Raw genomic sequence first — 15,717 nt, 5'->3', positions numbered from 1 at the left:
ATTAAAAATTGCTGCTAACTGCATTAATAAAGACTTCGTTCATGCTTGGGATCTTTTCTTCAAATGATCGTACCCTTCCTACGTGCACAAGATCCAGAAGAATATCGTTTTGATTGGTTTCATTCTTTAAATCGAAAGAAATAAGGTTGTTTTCATGTAGCGGATTGGAGGTATCGTATTTTTTAATGAAGTTTTCCAGTTGTATGTTATTTACATCAGAAAGAATAACCCCGAAAATATTCTTCTTGAACTTCTCTCTTACATCAAAAACCCGTCCGTCAATAATCTTTTTAGAATTATTAATCAGGGCGACATAATCACACATTTCTTCCACGCTTTCCATACGGTGAGTAGATAAAATAATGGTGGTTCCGTTGTTTTTAAGATCAATGATCTGATCTTTTATCAGATTCGCGTTTACAGGGTCAAATCCGGAAAAGGGTTCATCCAGGATCAGTAAATTGGGCCTGTGCAGTACGGTAACAACAAACTGAATTTTTTGCGCCATACCTTTAGAAAGTTCAGAAAGTTTCTTTTTCCACCACTGATCGATATGGAGCTTGTCAAACCATTTCTTTGCTTCATTTAAAGCGTCATTTTTACTCATTCCTTTGAGCTCTCCGAAATAAAGCAGCTGATCGCCGATCGTCATATTCTTATAAAGCCCTCTTTCTTCAGGCATATAACCTATTTCTTTAATGTGATCGGGATTGAGTTTCTGTCCGTTAATCGTAATGGTACCCGAATCTGCCTGGGTAATCTGATTGATAATACGGATGAATGAAGTTTTACCCGCACCGTTCGGTCCTAAAAGACCATACACGCTCCCTTTAGGAACATGGATGCTGAAGTCGTCCAATGCTACTTTTTTACCTGCATTGTAAGTCTTTCTGATATGTTCAGCTTTTAGCATTACATTGTTTTTACTGATTAGTATGAAAAAGTTCCGAAAGTTACGGAATTATTGAAAACAGAATAATCTAAAAGAAAAAATCCTGATGCTTATCAGGATTTATTATTGTTTAACGATTTGTGTAACTTTCATAGTGTTATCGCTCAATATATAGCGTATTAAATATTTCCCCGGCTTTAATTTTTCAATATTTATTTCCCCGGAATTCATATTTACTGTATAGTTGGCGACCTGTGTACCTAAAATAGAATAGAAGGTAACACTTTTAATTTTAAGATTAGAGTCCTTTGCCTTAATGATCAGAAAATCTTTGGCAGGATTTGGGTAAGCTACAAGAACACCATCATCAGATTTTTGCGAAAATGCTGACGGCTCCTTTATCTGAGCTTTTGCATTGTTGGAAAATCCAACAAAAGCACCTAAAAAGATAAATAAAAGTAAAAGTTTTTTCATCAAATTACAATTTCTATGAATATATTAAAACAAAAATAAACAATTCTACAATCTCCTGCAATATTTTTTTGTTTAAGTTGTAGTAAATTTGCATTAAATTTCATTCAAAAAGTATTCCAAATGATACATTCAAGAAATAGAAGGCTGAGAGTAAATGAATCTGTCAGAAGTCTGGTAAGAGAATGCTCCCTTACCACAAATGATTTCGTAATGCCGATCTTCGTAATGGAGGGCGAAAACAAAGAAGAGCCGATTGCTTCGATGCCCGGGATTTTCAGGCGGAGCATTGATCTTACGGTGAAAGAATGTAAGGAATTATTTTCTTTAGGGGTAAAAGCAGTCAATTTGTATATGAAAGTTTCAGATCATCTTAAGGACAATACCGGAAAAGAAGCCTGGAACAAAAACGGATTAATGCAGAACACCATCAGAGCTATAAAAGATGCAGTTCCGGAAATGGTAATTATGCCAGATGTAGCACTTGATCCCTATTCAGTATACGGACATGACGGTATTATCGAAAATGGTAAAATTATCAATGACGCAACCAACGACGCTTTGGCCAGGATGTCGGTTTCCCATGCAGAAGCCGGAGCCGATATCGTAGCGCCAAGTGATATGATGGACGGCAGGGTTCAGGTAATCCGTGAAGCATTGGAAGAAAGCGGATTTACGGATGTCGGGATTTTAAGTTATGCGGCAAAATATGCCAGCTCATTTTATGGCCCTTTCAGAAGTGCTTTAGACAGTGCGCCGAAAGATAATATGGAAATTCCAAAGGATAAAAAAACATACCAGATGGATTTTCATAATTCGCGTGAAGCAATGAACGAAGTTTTTAAAGATATTGAAGAAGGTGCGGATATTATCATGATCAAACCGGGGCTTCCGTATCTGGATATTGTTTCTAAAGTTCGTGAAGCCATTGATCTTCCGATAGCGGTCTACAACGTAAGCGGGGAATACGCAATGGTAAAAGCTGCTGCACAGAATGGCTGGCTGGATAATGATAAAACGATTATTGAAAGCCTTACGTGCTTTAAAAGGGCCGGAGCTGATATGATATTCACGTATTTTGCTAAAGAAGCGGCAATGATTTTGAATAGATAATCTAATTTAAAAACACCTCATTTGAGGTGTTTTTAAATTTTAGTCTTTGTGTAAAGTAAAACGTTTACATTTTATATATTTGCTTTATGATTTTACGAGGAGAAAACTTAATCAAAGAATACGGTCCGAAAAAAGTTGTAAAAGGCGTATCTGTACAGGTTCAGCAGGGAGAAATTGTTGGATTGCTCGGCCCGAACGGAGCCGGAAAAACCACCTCTTTTTACATGATTGTAGGATTGGTTAAGCCTACTTCGGGAAAAATTTTCCTGGATAAGCAGGAAATCACAACCGATGCAATGTATCGCCGGGCGCAGAAAGGTATCGGATATCTGGCGCAGGAAGCCTCTGTTTTCCGTAAACTTTCCGTGGAGGAAAATATTATGGGGGTTTTGCAGCTTACTAAACTTTCCAAACGGCAACAGCAGATCAAATGTGACGAGCTGATTGAGGAATTCTCATTACAGCATGTCCGTAAAAATAGGGGAGATCTTTTATCCGGAGGTGAGCGTCGTAGAACCGAGATCGCACGCTGTCTTGCTACCGATCCGAGTTTTATCCTCTTGGATGAGCCTTTTGCCGGAGTAGACCCGATTGCCGTTGAAGATATCCAAAAAATCGTAAGAAGCCTGGTTGATAAAAACATCGGAATTCTTATTACCGATCACAACGTGCAGCAGACGCTTGCCATTACCAACAAAACATACATCATGTTTGAAGGAAGAATTCTGAAGGAAGGACTTCCGGAAGAGCTGGCCAACGATCCGCAGGTAAGAGAAGCATATCTGGGCGAAAACTTCGTTTACCAGAGTATTTTGGATAAGCCTAAAAAGAAAAGCTATGCCTACAACATCTGGGCAGGAAACTTCGATTCCAAAGCACAGCTGCAGGAATTTGTGAACCAGAATTTTGCACAGTTTGATGACCTCAGGTTAATGTACGGTTTTGAAGACATCAGCTTTGCTTCATTGGGAAACTCAGAAATTCAGCATATTTTTAATGATGTAGTCGATAAAACCGCCAATAATGCTTTTGTATTTCAGAAAAAAGAAATCAATTCCCAATATTCGTTGGAACAGGCGGAGGCAGAATCTAAAGCTGCCAGCAGAGAGGAACTGCATTATCTTACAACTTATGTATTCGAAAATTAATTAAAGCATATATTTGCTGAAAATAGAATAAAACGTACCTTTTCTCTGTAAAACGGTACGTTTTTCAATTAAATAAAATTGTATGGCAAAACCATTCAACAGAACGGTAACCTTATTCGGGATCTATAAACAGCTGGTTCCCTTTATCAGACCATACCGTCTGATGATTTACGGAACCTTGTTTCTAACATTTTTGGGAGCGCTTGCCGCGCAGGTAAACCCCTTGGTTCTGAAATATACAGTGGATGAAGTCACAAAACTTACCCGTCTTCCGCATCCTATGTCAGAAGGCATCCATGTGCTCGTTATAATTTCAGTTATTTTATTAGGCAAAGAATTGCTGAATATTTTTATCAATTTCGGACAGAAATTTTACGGTGAAAAAATAAGGATTAATGTAAGCTCGGTATTGGCTCAATCGGCCATCGACAAAATTCTTACCTATCGTGTTGCGTATTTTAATGATGAAAACCACGAATCGGGAAAACTGCAGATCAGAATAGACAGGGGTATTGAAAGTTTAACCAGGCTGGTTCAAAACTTTTTTATTGATATGCTGCCTTTGTTTTCGAACGCGATCATTGCCTTAATCATTATGTATTTGCAGAATGTGTACGTCGGAATAGTTTCTACGGTTATTGTTCCCATTTATTTTTATGTCAGTTCTTTACAGGCTAAAAAACTGAGTGGCGTAAGAAGAACATTGAGAAACCAGCGTGAGCAGAAAACTTCAGGATTATTGAATCTGATCAATTCCATTATGGTGATCAAAAGTTTTGTACGGGAAAAATTTGAAGGCAAAAAACAATACAATCTTCAGATGCAGCTTATGGAAAGCCAGATGTTTACCCGAAAAACGAATTTTATCTATGATGGATTAAAAACGTTCATAGAACAGTTTGGTGTGGTTTTGATCATTCTTTTAACGGTTTATCTGGTGCTGGATCAGCAGATGACCATCGGAGCGATTATGCTGCATATTATGCTTTTTAATAATGTTTCGGCACCCATTCGCCAGCTTCACAGGATTTATGACGATATGAACGATGCCATGATTTATGCCGAAGGATATTTCGATATATTAAATGCCGACAATGAAAAAGAACCCAATGGTAATTTTGTTGAAAAAGAGATCAAAGGAAATTTTGAATTAAAAAACATCAATTTTACGTATCCTAACGGAACTCAGGCGCTGCATGATGTTTCCATGAAAATTGAAAACGGGAAAACAACGGCACTTGTAGGCCTCAGCGGAGCCGGAAAATCTACCATTATCAATCTTTTATGCAAATTTTATCTTCCTGATTCAGGTGAAATTATTTTAGATGGAGTTGATTTAAATAATTTTAATAATACTTTTCTCAGAAACGATCTTGGATTGGTACTGCAGAAAAACCATATTTTCCAGGGCAGCATTGAAGATAATATCCGTTACGGAAATATGAATGCAACATTTCAGGAAATTGAAGAAGCAGCCAAAAAAGCATATCTTCATGAGCAGATTATGGATTTACCCGATCGCTATAAGCACGATGCAACCCAGCTTTCAGGAGGACAACAGCAAAGAATTGCTATCGCCAGATTATTTTTAAAAGATCCGCCGATTATTTTCCTTGATGAACCCACAGCAAGTCTTGATGCTATTGCAACAGAACAAATTAAAAATTCTCTGGATGCTATAAAAGAAGGCAGAACGGTAATTATCATCTCGCATTCTCTGTCCCAGATTTTAGATTCAGATAAAATTTATGTCATGAAGAAAGGAAGGGTGGTAGAAAGCGGAACTCACGATGAACTGGTACAGATCAATGGAACGTACCGTGAAATTTTTGATGCTTCTGCAAGAAGCCTGAATCTGGACAAACTTGTAAGCAGCTTTAATAAATAACAATAATCCTGTACAGTTTATAGTTTGCTGCCATCAACGATTAATCATCATTTATCAATCATCATTTATAAAAAATGAACGATCATTACCTTAAAAAACTCGACCGCGTTACTGCAATTCTCACCCAATTACAGTCAAAGCCACTTGTGCGGGCCCTGGATCTTGCGGAGAAATTCGATGTAAGTGTAAGAACGATCTATCGCGATATTAAAACACTGGAAAATGCAGGAATTCCCATCATCGGGGAAGCAGGAAGCGGTTATTCTTTGATGGACGGATACAAGCTTCCGCCGGTAATGTTTACCAAAGAAGAGGTGCTGAGTTTTATCACCGCTGAAAAGCTGATGCAGAAATTTTCCCATCAGAGTTTAGGAAGCCATTACAGAACTGCCATGGAAAAAGTGCGCTCCGTTCTTAAATATTCAGATAAAAATCTCATACAGAATATCGAGAAGCAGATTGATATCTTTAATTATTATCCCGAAACAGAAGATCACATCAAAGATATTCTCCCGATTATTTTGGAAAGTATTGCCGAAAAACGCCAGCTGACCATGGAGTATAAAACCATTGACGGAAGTATTTCCATGAGGACGATTGAAGCGGTAGGCGTTTTCTTTGAGTTTAACTATTGGTACATTATGGCTTTCTGTACCCTGAGAAACGATTTCAGGCAATTCCGGGTCGACAGGATTTTACAGATTTTTAAAACCCAGAATCCTTTTCTTCAGGAATATGGCCAGATCAATGACTACCGGCAAAATGCAAACGGAAATAAAACCATCGTAAAACTTCTGGTTGAAAAAAAGATCATCAATCACCTTTCCAACTCAAAAAAATATTACGGCTTAATTGAAGAAAAGGAAACCGAGGAAGGCATGGAACTCACTTTTGAAACCGAATGGATCACAGACGGGTTTCCACGATGGCTCATCACTTTTGCCGATTATGCCACCATCCTGGAACCGGAAATTCTTAAAATAAGACTTGCAGAGATTATCAAAGATATTTCAGTAAGACATCAAAAAACTTCAGCAAGTTAGAATGCTGAAGTTGATGCAAAATTTAATTTTAATGGTAAGATTTTAAACAATTGATGTTTTGGATGTATGGTTAATCAATGCCCGCAATCTGTAGAGCGGCATCAGAAAGCTTAAAATCTCTCCCAAAAAAAAGGCGGTTCCATTCCAAGCGCTCTCAGGTAAACGTAGCCCTGTCCGCGGTGATGGATTTCATTATCCACGAAATACAGAATATTCTGGTAAACAGGAAACTCGTATTGCCCGAATAAATTAAATGTTTCCTGGAAACGTTCTTCTGAGATTTGAGCAAAATAACGGTTGATCACTTCCGTTTCTTCATCCCATTTCTTCAGCAGCTCTGCCTTCGTTGTCGGATTAAATCCTTCTTCGTTATACGCTTCCATATTTTTCTCTACAATCCCTTTCAGAGCCGGCCCGCCGATGCTGATCAGTTCTACGGCCAGTTTTGCAAAAGGTCTCATGCCGCCAACGGAAAATTCAAAAAGCTCTTTTTCAGGAAAAGCTTCGATTACTCTTCTTGTAAGGTTTCTGTGTCCCTGCCAATGTTCAAGAAGTTGTTCAGAGGTCATGAATTGTTTGGTGTTAATTGCTGTAGTTGTCATAATTTAATTTGTTTGTTATTGTTGATACAAAGATAAAATGAGATAATGACAACAGTTTGTCAGTAGGATTTCGGAGTTGAATTTTTTTTTAACTGTTTAAAATATTCTGCAGGTTTTCTGCGTTACAATTATGCATTATGCAATGTTAGGTAAATAATAACTTGAAAGTGGTCGGTCTATTAAGACCGATCATTTTAAATTCGGAACATTTGGAAATAAGCTTTTTTAAGGAGCTTATTCCCGCTCTCCGCACTCGCTATTTCTAAGTTTCGGCGGCGGCGAAGCCGCCGCCGAAACTTAGAAATGAGCTCAAACAATCGCTGCGATCGGGGCTAGGGTATTTGTCAGTGATACAAATAGCGGTGAAATCTTGAATAAAAAACCGTTGATTGACTTTATAACATAACAGCCGGTGGCTGACTTAATACCTACAGACTGATGACCGACTTAATATCTAACAGCCCGGTGACTGATTTAATATCTAACAGCCCGCTCGCTGAGGCAATATCTACAGTCCGGTGACTGAGGCTCCCGAAGTCACCGTTTTCTGAACAAAACTTGTAAACCTTACAGGAAAAAACTAATTTAGTACGATGAAAATTTACACAAAAACAGGAGACAAAGGTCAGACCGCATTGTACGGCGGAACGAGAGTTTCAAAAGCCAGTGCGAGAGTCGACAGCTACGGAAATATAGATGAGCTGAACTCATTCATCGGCATTGCCAAAAGCCATATTGCGGATGAAGAAGTTTTAAAACAGTTAAAGAAAATTCAGTTTGATTTATTTACAGTTGGTTCAGAGGCGGCAACTCCGGTTGACAAACTGATGTTGGCCAATGGGAAATCACGCTTACCATTGATAATTTCCGATACCGAAATCGAAGAACTCGAAAACTGGATGGATGTCTTCGACGAAAAGTTGGAACCGTTGCAATATTTCATTCTTCCCGGCGGTGGAAAAGCGGCTACCTTTTTACACGCAGCAAGAACAATCTGCAGAAGAGCAGAGCGCTCTTTAGTTTTCCTTAACGAATCGGAAGAAGTAAGACCCGAGCTGATAAAATACCTGAACCGTCTTTCAGATTACCTGTTTGTTCTGGCAAGATACATTTCAAAAATCAACAACGAACCGGAAGAATACTGGAACCCGAATGAAAGATAAGATGAAGAAACTACTTTTACTATTGTTATTTTCTTCAGGTTGGGCTTTCTCTCAAAGTTATCTTGAGGAAGGAAATCATTTGTTATCTGAAAATAAATTTGTTGAAGCAGAAGAGGTTTTTCAAAAAGGTATAAAACAAGAGCCTGAAAATTTGATTTTTAAATCACAGTTGGCCTTATCCTTAATAAATCAAAATAAAAATGATCAGGCTGAAAAAATTATTGTCGAAATTTTGAAAACAGATCCATCGTTTACAGCTGCACTTTGGTATGGAGGAATCAATAATTTTTCCAAGAACAGACCGGATTTTAGAAATGCCATTTCTTATTTTGAAAAATCGTATAGTTTGATTGATAAAAGCTCGGGCCAATATTTTGCTGTAAATTTTTTCATAGGTAAATCTTATCGAAACTTATTATATCAGGAAGGTTTGTCGTATGATGAAGTCAGCAGAATGCTTGAAACATATAAAAAATATGTAGAATTGCAGCCTGATGCAGAAGATATAGATGAAATTAAAAAATTTATAATAAAAATAGAACAGAACAGACCTGGAAAAAATGTCAAGCGATGGGCAATTGCCACAACGGTTCAAAGTGCTGACAAAATGATAAAGAACGAATTAAATGAAAAATAAAGCTTTACTTTTCATTAACGGTGATCCTCCGGAATCTCTTCCTGATCCTGATGAATACAATCTCATTGCCTGTACCGACGGAGCTTTCCATTACCTGAAAAACCTTAATTTTCCTTTGGAAAAGCTGGATTTTGTTTCAGGGGATTTTGATTCACACTCGGGATCGGATGAAAATATTTATCAGCATAAATTCATTTACACTCCGGATCAGGATAAAACGGATTTTCATAAAGCCTTAGAAATTATTTTAGAAAAAGGATTTAAAACCGTTGACGTTTTTGGAGGAAGCGGAGGGGAGCAGGATCATTTTTTAGGAAATCTTACGGTTGCTTTCTGTTTTAAAGATCAGGTAAGCATCAAATTTTATGATGAGTTTTCTGAATATTATTTTATTCCGAAAAAGTTTACCGTAGAAAATGTAAAAAATAAAATGATTTCATTATATCCATTTCCTTCCGTGGAAAATATTATAACCACAGGACTGAATTGGCCATTAACCAATGGAAATTTAGATATTACTTCCCGTATAGGAACCCGGAATTTTGCAGTTGTAGATAAAGTTTCCATCGAATATCAAAAAGGAGATTTACTTATCTTCATTGGAAAAAACTACTTGTAATTCAATTATTGCCAAATTGTAAGCGAAAAAAAATCTGTGTAGATCAGCGTAATCTGTGGGAAATTAAAATTTGTTCAGAACTAACTTTTATTATTTAATTAATAAATTCTAATCTGTGTAAATCCATGAAACTAGCGGATTTAAAAAAGCCATTAGCTTCACAGAATCAAAAAATGAAAAATTTAATCAAAATACTTTTTCTCATTGTTTCAATATATTGTGTAAATTCATGCAAAACGCAAAACTTCTCTGCTCCTGAATACGGAAGAAATGCACGTGAGCAAAATATCAAAATTAAAAAAGTTCACAATTTCAGATCTGTCAGTAACATCAGAAATATTGAGGGAAGAATGCTGAAAAGTGGAAAATTTTACCGAAGCGGAAATCTTCATCAACTGAAAAGAAAATCCTTTAAGGAATTGGAAAACCTTGGAATAAAAGAAACTATCGACCTTAGAAATTCCAGAGAAATTGCACAGAAACCGGATCATATTCCGGAGCAGATTGCTTACAAAAATTATTCAGCTTTTGAGGATGAAGGCGATCAGCTCGATCAGGCTAAAAAATTAGTATTGAAGGGAAAAGTAAACGGTACGGATGCCGACAGGCGAATGCTCGATTTTTACAGGGAATATGTCTCGGAAAATCCTGAAATAATCAGGAAAATTATTACGGAAATTTTAGATTCTGAGCAGCCTGTTCTGTATCACTGTACTGCCGGAAAAGACCGTACAGGAATCATTACAGCGCTTATTTTAACCATTTTAAAGTTCGACAGAGAAACCATTTACAACAATTATCTGTTGTCTAACAATTACCGTAAAAAGTTAGTTGGTAAAAGACTTCGTCTTGCCCATAATATCCATTTCCTATATCCGAAAATGGATATTATTGTTATTGAAAAACTCAGCTGGGTAGAAACGGCTTATCTGGATGCGGCTTTTAACGAAATCAATAAAAAATATGGTTCCGAAGATGCTTATATCCAACAAGTCTTAAAAATCAATGAAAATAAAAGGGAAGAATATATAAGGAAGTTCACGTATTGATAATCAGCACAGTTTTCATGCTGGAAAACGATAAAAATTTATAATAATTTTAACGCTAAAAAACCAAACTTTTTTAGCAATTTTGCATTTCTTAATTCACTTGTTTAGAAATGAAAATAAAATACTCGGAACTAATTGATCAGACATTGTATTTTCCGACAGAAGAATTCAATGTATCTGAGAACAATTTGTTGTTTCACGACATTCCGTTAATGGAAGTTGTTGAAAAATTTGGCACCCCGCTAAAGATTAGCTACCTGCCGAGAATTTCTCAAAATATCCAAAAAGCGAAAAGCTGGTTTAGGGAAGCTTTTGAGAAAACCGAATATAAAAAAAATTATACCTATTGCTACTGTACAAAATCAAGTCATTTCAAATTTGTGCTGGAAGAAGCATTAAAGAACGACATTTCCATAGAAACCTCTTCCGCTTACGATATGGACATCGTAAAATCTCTTTATGACAACGGAAAAGTAGATAAAAATATTGAAGTAATCTGCAACGGTTTCAAAACAGACGATTATCTGGCGAAAATTTCAGATATGATCAACAGCGGTTTCGAAAATATTACCCCGATTCTGGACAATTACCGTGAACTGGATAAATTAACCGAAAGCATCGACACTACTTTCGATATCGGGATCAGAATTGCTTCCGAAGAAGAGCCAAAGTTTGAGTTTTATACCTCAAGATTGGGGATAGGATACAAGGATATTATTCCTTACTACAGCCAGAAAATTGCCGAGCACCCGAATGCAAGGCTGAAAATGCTTCACTTCTTCATCAATACCGGAATCAAAGATACTGCGTATTACTGGAACGAACTGTACAAATGTCTTCGTGTATATGCACGTTTGAAAAAAATTGCGCCGGAAGTGGATTCCTTAAACATTGGCGGCGGTTTCCCCATCAAGACTTCCCTGAATTTCGATTATGATTACCAGTACATGGTAGAGGAAATTGTTTCCCAGATCAAAAAATTCTGCGAAGAGGAAGGAGTGGAAGAGCCTAATATTTACACCGAGTTCGGAAGCTTCACCGTGGGGGAAAGCGGCGCAAATATTTATAAAATCATTTCCCAGAAACGCCAAAACGACAGAGAAAAATGGAATATGATCGACTCATCGTTCATGACTACCCTTCCTGATACCTGGGCGATCTCAAGACACTTCATCATGCTTCCTTTAAACAGGTGGGAAGATACGTACGAAAGAGTTTTCTTAGGCGGACTGACGTGTGATTCGGATGACTACTATAATTCTGAACAGCATACCAACGCAATTTACCTGCCGGTTTTCAGCGATACGAAACCGTTATACATCGGGTTCTTTCATACAGGAGCGTACCAGGAAACCATCAGTGGTTTTGGTGGAATTCATCACTGCTTAATGCCGCAGCCAAGACACATACTGATTCAGAAAGACGAAAACGCGGAACTGCAGTACGAGATTTTCCGTGAAAAACAGGAACCGGAAGATGTTCTGAAAATTCTGGGTTACAAATAACAGCTTATATTAATAGAAACGGGCTTTAGCCCGTTTGAAAAAAACATAACATCAAATTGGCTTTAGCCAAAGCTTACAACAAAAAAAGCTCTCAGATCTTGAGAGCTTTTTTCTGTTTAAAAATATTGTGAGATTTTATCAATCTGAAGATCTTCATAATCGGAAACTACCGTATCCGCTAATGTATAGTCCTGATTTTTAGAATGTGGGCTTCTGTAAGCCGCACAGAAAATTTTTGCCCGGTGCGCCGCTAAAATTCCATTGGTAGAATCTTCAATTACCATACAGTTTTCAACGGGTTGTCCTGCCATTTCCGCCGCCAGAAGGAAAACTTCAGGATGAGGTTTAGATTCCTTTAGATCGGCACCGCTTATTTTTCCGCTGAAATATTTTTCAAGCTCGAATTTCTCAAAAACCATATCAATCGTTGTCATCGTTGCAGAAGAGGCCAGAACCAGGGTGATACCGTTTTCGTAGTAATGCTGAATCAGTTCTTTTACACCTGAAATCAGATCAAATTCTTCATCATTATAAAAATAATCTTTAAAATAATCCCGTTTAATTTTTGCGATTTCTTCAAAAGTCTGCTTCAGATCAAAATGTTCAATCAGAGTATCACAGACTCTTTTGGTAGAAGCTCCCGTAAACGAAGCGTACAATTCCTCGGAAACATCAATTCCCAGCTCATTAAATGTTTTAAAATAGGCTTTTCTGTGCAGCGGTTCCGTATCCACAATAACGCCATCCATATCGAACAGCACAGCTTTTAACGACATACAATTCTGTTTTTGTAAAGGTAAGAATTTTGGCTGTCGTTGGAAAGCTTAAATTTCTTCGGCATGACATATCTTGTGCGTATATGTGGCTGAACTTATTTTAAAAATATTTTTGGAAATGTCATTTTTATTTTTAATCCCAGATTTGCCAATAGGTAATGGTAATAAGATGCGTTCCCCCAAATACCATTATCTTTTAAGCCTCTTAAATATTTATAAGCACGTATGTTTAAGCTCAGTAACTCACTGTATAATTTTTCAGAAAGTAATTCATTTTCAGATAAATTTTCATCAAATCTTAAGTAAATATGGATTGTTGAGCCGGCTGGAATTTTCGACTGGAATAATTTAATGCTATTAATATATAAGTTTATATCACTTTCAGCCTGCAAGGAATTTACAGGAATATTATGAAGAAAATATATTTGTCTGCTCTTAAGTGTTTTTAAAAAGCGATCAATTCTTCTTTTAAATTTATTTATGGTTTCCTGACTGTTTAAATCTTTTTCGTGCATAAATTCAGAATATGGATATTTTTCTGAAATAAAATATCCTCTCTCATTAAGTTTTGGATTTTTCAAAAAATTTTCAAACTTGTCATTTATATTTTCATTCATATATTCAAATGTTCTTACAGGATTGATACTTAACCAATCAAAAGGTAAACTGTAATTTCTCAGATATAATGACTTTAAAACATATGCAGGGTGACAATCGCAGCCCAAAGGAACAATTAGTTGATTACATTTGTACCTTTTTTGAATATACAAGAATTTTTTAAATCTTGTTTTTGGTAGGTATAGTACAGGTATTCTCATTTGTGTTAAAATTAAGTCTGGATATAAAGGTAGACTAAGAACCAAATATAAAAAAAGTAACAATGCAATAATTAATTTTTTCATACTTGAGAAAATATTGTTTTCTCAACGAAATGAGATAAACTATTTCAAACTGTCTTTTTTTCATTTTTATAGGTTTGTCAACATCTCCTAACTTCTTTGTATCTTTGCCGAAATCATTTAATTTCAGATAAAACATGAAAACATACGCAGGAATTCCTGAAGAAAATGCATCATTGGAAAACTCGAAAGTAGTGTTGGTAACCGTTCCTTACGACGGAACGTCGACCTGGGGGAAAGGAGCCGATAAAGGCCCGGAATTGTTCCTGGACGCTTCCGAAAATATGGAGCTTTATGACATCGAAACCCAGACAGAACCCTATTTACAAGGAGTGTACCTCGCCGGAGAAATTTCTGAAAATTCTTCACCGGAAGCAATGACGGAAGCGGTTTACCAAAAAACGAAAGAGCTTTTGAATCATGACGACAAATTGTTTACCCTTTTCGGGGGCGAACATTCTGTTTCTATCGGCTCGATTCGTGCAGTAGGAGAGAAGTTTGAGAATTTAACGGTTCTTCAGCTGGATGCACATACAGATCTTCGTCCTGAGTTCCACGGTTCTACTTCCAATCATGCCTGTGCGGTCTTTGAAGCCAACCAGAAGCACAACCTGGTACAGGTGGGAATCCGTTCTATGGATGTGGAAGAAGCACAGTATCTGCCGGAAGGAAGAGTGTTTTTCGCTCATGAAATTGCCAACAACGAAAACTGGGTAAATGATGTGTTGGAAAAAGTTTCAGGAAATGTGTACATCACCATTGATCTTGATGCTTTTGATCCTTCCATTGCACCTTCAACAGGAACTCCGGAACCGGGCGGCTTACAATGGTATCCTACTTTGGAACTGTTAAGAAAAGTATTCGAAAAATGTAACGTGGTAGCGTTTGATATTGTGGAATTAATGGATTCTCCGATGGCAAAACCAAGTGCATTCCTTGCGGCAAAGCTGTATTACAAAATGCTTGCGTATTACCATATTTATAAAAACAACTAAATTCCGCAGGAATCGGATTTTTTTCGCCGTATCTTCTTCGGAAATTTGTGAGGTAAAATTAATGATATGTCCACACAAAATCAGTTAGATTACGAAAGAATTGCCAAAGCGATAGAATATATCCGCAGCAATTTTAAGCTTCAGCCGGGTTTGGATGAAGTGGCGGAAAAGATACACCTGAGTCCCGCTCATTTCCAGAGAATGTTCTCGGATTGGGCAGGAACGAGTCCGAAAAAATTTTTACAGTTCATCAGCCTGGAGCACGCCAAATCTTTACTGAAAGAAGAAAAGGCAAGTTTATTTGATGCCGCTTTTGAAACAGGACTTTCCAGCACGAGCCGGCTGCATGACCTGTTTGTGAAAATCGAAGGAATGTCTCCTGCAGAATATAAAAACGGCGGAAAGAATCTGAACATCAATTACAGTTTTTCAGACAGTCCTTTTGGAAAATTAATTGCAGCTTCTACAGAAAAAGGAATCTGCTACATGGCTTTTGAAAACAGTATACAAAAAGCATTGGGAGATCTGCAGGCCAGATTTCCCAATGCTTCTTTTTTTGAAAAACAGGACGAATTTCAGAAAAACGCCCTGTCCATATTCAATAAGGACTGGACTAATATTAATACCATAAAATTACATTTAAAAGGTACTGATTTTCAGCTGAAAGTCTGGGAAAGCCTGCTTACCATTCCGATGGGGAAACTTTCTACTTATGGAAGCTTAGCCGGAAAAATAGGCCGTCCCAATGCATCAAGAGCCGTCGGAACAGCAATTGGCAGCAATCCTGTTGCATTCCTGATTCCTTGTCACCGCGTGATTCAGTCATCGGGAAAAATCGGTGGTTATATGTGGGGCAGCGACAGAAAGCAAATGATCATCGGTTGGGAAAGCTGTAAAGTTTACCCGGATGTTTAAAC

15 protein-coding genes and 1 pseudogene are annotated in these 15,717 nt (G+C 37.2%); 11 read left to right on the top strand and 5 right to left on the bottom strand.

The genetic code is table 11. The features are described 5' to 3' along the window. Window position 1: 1 nt before the first annotated feature. Window positions 2-913 (bottom strand): ABC transporter ATP-binding protein, encoded by a 912-nt coding sequence (locus tag ACYT6F_RS01235; protein ID WP_472599524.1) that lies wholly within the window; start codon window positions 911-913, stop codon window positions 2-4. Between the two features lie 102 nt (window positions 914-1,015). Further along, window positions 1,016-1,366: a T9SS type A sorting domain-containing protein gene (locus ACYT6F_RS01230; protein WP_472599523.1), complete on the bottom strand. Its 351-nt coding sequence runs from the start codon at window positions 1,364-1,366 to the stop codon at window positions 1,016-1,018. A 120-nt stretch (window positions 1,367-1,486) separates the two neighbouring features. Here ACYT6F_RS01230 and hemB point away from each other — a divergent pair, with 120 nt between their 5' ends. The 4 genes and pseudogenes from hemB (at window position 1,487) to ACYT6F_RS01210 (ending at window position 6,555) form a co-directional block, all read left to right on the top strand. Then, window positions 1,487-2,476, top strand: coding sequence for a porphobilinogen synthase (gene hemB, locus ACYT6F_RS01225; protein WP_472599522.1), 990 nt, complete (start codon window positions 1,487-1,489; stop codon window positions 2,474-2,476). 86 nt (window positions 2,477-2,562) lie between these two features. Then, window positions 2,563-3,288: pseudogene (lptB, locus tag ACYT6F_RS01220) on the top strand (LPS export ABC transporter ATP-binding protein); the annotation flags it as partial. Between the two features lie 499 nt (window positions 3,289-3,787). After that, window positions 3,788-5,512 carry an ABC transporter ATP-binding protein gene (locus ACYT6F_RS01215; protein ID WP_472601091.1) on the top strand — a complete coding sequence of 575 codons (1,725 nt, stop codon included), beginning with the start codon at window positions 3,788-3,790 and terminating at the stop codon, window positions 5,510-5,512. 74 nt (window positions 5,513-5,586) lie between these two features. Continuing rightward, a complete protein-coding gene (locus tag ACYT6F_RS01210) occupies window positions 5,587-6,555 on the top strand; it encodes a helix-turn-helix transcriptional regulator (RefSeq protein ID WP_472599521.1) in 969 nt (322 codons plus the stop codon). Between the two features lie 110 nt (window positions 6,556-6,665). Here ACYT6F_RS01210 and ACYT6F_RS01205 read toward each other — a convergent pair whose 3' ends face one another. After that, on the bottom strand, window positions 6,666-7,157 hold the full coding sequence (locus ACYT6F_RS01205) for a DinB family protein (RefSeq protein WP_472599520.1): 492 nt from the start codon (window positions 7,155-7,157) through the stop codon (window positions 6,666-6,668). A 593-nt stretch (window positions 7,158-7,750) separates the two neighbouring features. On the opposite strand from ACYT6F_RS01205, the gene ACYT6F_RS01200 reads away from it, so the two are divergent. From ACYT6F_RS01200 to ACYT6F_RS01180, 5 genes are all read left to right on the top strand, one after another. Beyond that, a complete protein-coding gene (locus ACYT6F_RS01200; RefSeq protein WP_472599519.1) occupies window positions 7,751-8,320 on the top strand; it encodes a cob(I)yrinic acid a,c-diamide adenosyltransferase in 570 nt (189 codons plus the stop codon). Between the two features lies 1 nt (window position 8,321). Then, window positions 8,322-8,957: a tetratricopeptide repeat protein gene (locus ACYT6F_RS01195; RefSeq protein ID WP_472599518.1), complete on the top strand. Its 636-nt coding sequence runs from the start codon at window positions 8,322-8,324 to the stop codon at window positions 8,955-8,957. Then, entirely contained in the window at window positions 8,947-9,576 is a 630-nt protein-coding gene (locus ACYT6F_RS01190) for a thiamine diphosphokinase (protein ID WP_472599517.1), read from the top strand. The genes ACYT6F_RS01195 and ACYT6F_RS01190 overlap by 11 nt, the downstream gene beginning before the upstream one ends. A 173-nt stretch (window positions 9,577-9,749) precedes the next feature. Beyond that, window positions 9,750-10,625 (top strand): tyrosine-protein phosphatase, encoded by an 876-nt coding sequence (locus tag ACYT6F_RS01185; protein WP_472599516.1) that lies wholly within the window; start codon window positions 9,750-9,752, stop codon window positions 10,623-10,625. Between the two features lie 110 nt (window positions 10,626-10,735). Next, window positions 10,736-12,130, top strand: a complete 1,395-nt coding sequence (locus ACYT6F_RS01180) for a type III PLP-dependent enzyme domain-containing protein (protein ID WP_472599515.1) — start codon at window positions 10,736-10,738, stop codon at window positions 12,128-12,130. A 116-nt stretch (window positions 12,131-12,246) separates the two neighbouring features. Here the strand turns inward: ACYT6F_RS01180 and ACYT6F_RS01175 are convergent, their stop codons facing one another. Both ACYT6F_RS01175 and ACYT6F_RS01170 read right to left on the bottom strand, forming a co-directional pair. Next, the gene (locus ACYT6F_RS01175) at window positions 12,247-12,906 is read right to left on the bottom strand and encodes an HAD family hydrolase (RefSeq protein WP_472599514.1); all 660 of its coding nucleotides are present in this window, start codon (window positions 12,904-12,906) and stop codon (window positions 12,247-12,249) included. 95 nt (window positions 12,907-13,001) lie between these two features. Further along, the gene (locus tag ACYT6F_RS01170) at window positions 13,002-13,808 is read right to left on the bottom strand and encodes a DUF1796 family putative cysteine peptidase (RefSeq protein ID WP_472599513.1); all 807 of its coding nucleotides are present in this window, start codon (window positions 13,806-13,808) and stop codon (window positions 13,002-13,004) included. Window positions 13,809-13,942: 134 nt separating this feature from the next. On the opposite strand from ACYT6F_RS01170, the gene speB reads away from it, so the two are divergent. Beyond that, a complete protein-coding gene (gene speB, locus ACYT6F_RS01165; RefSeq protein ID WP_472599512.1) occupies window positions 13,943-14,800 on the top strand; it encodes an agmatinase in 858 nt (285 codons plus the stop codon). Between the two features lie 66 nt (window positions 14,801-14,866). Beyond that, window positions 14,867-15,715, top strand: a complete 849-nt coding sequence (locus tag ACYT6F_RS01160) for a bifunctional helix-turn-helix domain-containing protein/methylated-DNA--[protein]-cysteine S-methyltransferase (protein WP_472599511.1) — start codon at window positions 14,867-14,869, stop codon at window positions 15,713-15,715. Window positions 15,716-15,717: the final 2 nt, after the last annotated feature.

The sequence above is a fragment of the Chryseobacterium sp. NG-CE01 genome (assembly GCF_055695505.1).
This window is presented reverse-complemented; position numbering and strand designations above follow the sequence as displayed.

What these genes read in the sequence shown, in the direction of transcription:
- ACYT6F_RS01205 (WP_472599520.1), bottom strand. Translation starts at nt 7,157, where the DNA reads ATGACAACTACAGCAATTAACACCAAACAATTCATGACCTCTGAACAA.
- ACYT6F_RS01200 (WP_472599519.1), top strand. Translation starts at nt 7,751, where the DNA reads ATGAAAATTTACACAAAAACAGGAGACAAAGGTCAGACCGCATTGTAC.
- ACYT6F_RS01215 (WP_472601091.1), top strand. Translation starts at nt 3,788, where the DNA reads ATGATTTACGGAACCTTGTTTCTAACATTTTTGGGAGCGCTTGCCGCG.
- ACYT6F_RS01195 (WP_472599518.1), top strand. Translation starts at nt 8,322, where the DNA reads ATGAAGAAACTACTTTTACTATTGTTATTTTCTTCAGGTTGGGCTTTC.
- speB (WP_472599512.1), top strand. Translation starts at nt 13,943, where the DNA reads ATGAAAACATACGCAGGAATTCCTGAAGAAAATGCATCATTGGAAAAC.
- ACYT6F_RS01210 (WP_472599521.1), top strand. Translation starts at nt 5,587, where the DNA reads ATGAACGATCATTACCTTAAAAAACTCGACCGCGTTACTGCAATTCTC.
- ACYT6F_RS01175 (WP_472599514.1), bottom strand. Translation starts at nt 12,906, where the DNA reads ATGTCGTTAAAAGCTGTGCTGTTCGATATGGATGGCGTTATTGTGGAT.
- ACYT6F_RS01185 (WP_472599516.1), top strand. Translation starts at nt 9,750, where the DNA reads ATGAAAAATTTAATCAAAATACTTTTTCTCATTGTTTCAATATATTGT.
- hemB (WP_472599522.1), top strand. Translation starts at nt 1,487, where the DNA reads ATGATACATTCAAGAAATAGAAGGCTGAGAGTAAATGAATCTGTCAGA.
- ACYT6F_RS01170 (WP_472599513.1), bottom strand. Translation starts at nt 13,808, where the DNA reads ATGAAAAAATTAATTATTGCATTGTTACTTTTTTTATATTTGGTTCTT.
- ACYT6F_RS01230 (WP_472599523.1), bottom strand. Translation starts at nt 1,366, where the DNA reads ATGAAAAAACTTTTACTTTTATTTATCTTTTTAGGTGCTTTTGTTGGA.
- ACYT6F_RS01190 (WP_472599517.1), top strand. Translation starts at nt 8,947, where the DNA reads ATGAAAAATAAAGCTTTACTTTTCATTAACGGTGATCCTCCGGAATCT.
- ACYT6F_RS01235 (WP_472599524.1), bottom strand. Translation starts at nt 913, where the DNA reads ATGCTAAAAGCTGAACATATCAGAAAGACTTACAATGCAGGTAAAAAA.
- ACYT6F_RS01160 (WP_472599511.1), top strand. Translation starts at nt 14,867, where the DNA reads ATGTCCACACAAAATCAGTTAGATTACGAAAGAATTGCCAAAGCGATA.
- ACYT6F_RS01180 (WP_472599515.1), top strand. Translation starts at nt 10,736, where the DNA reads ATGAAAATAAAATACTCGGAACTAATTGATCAGACATTGTATTTTCCG.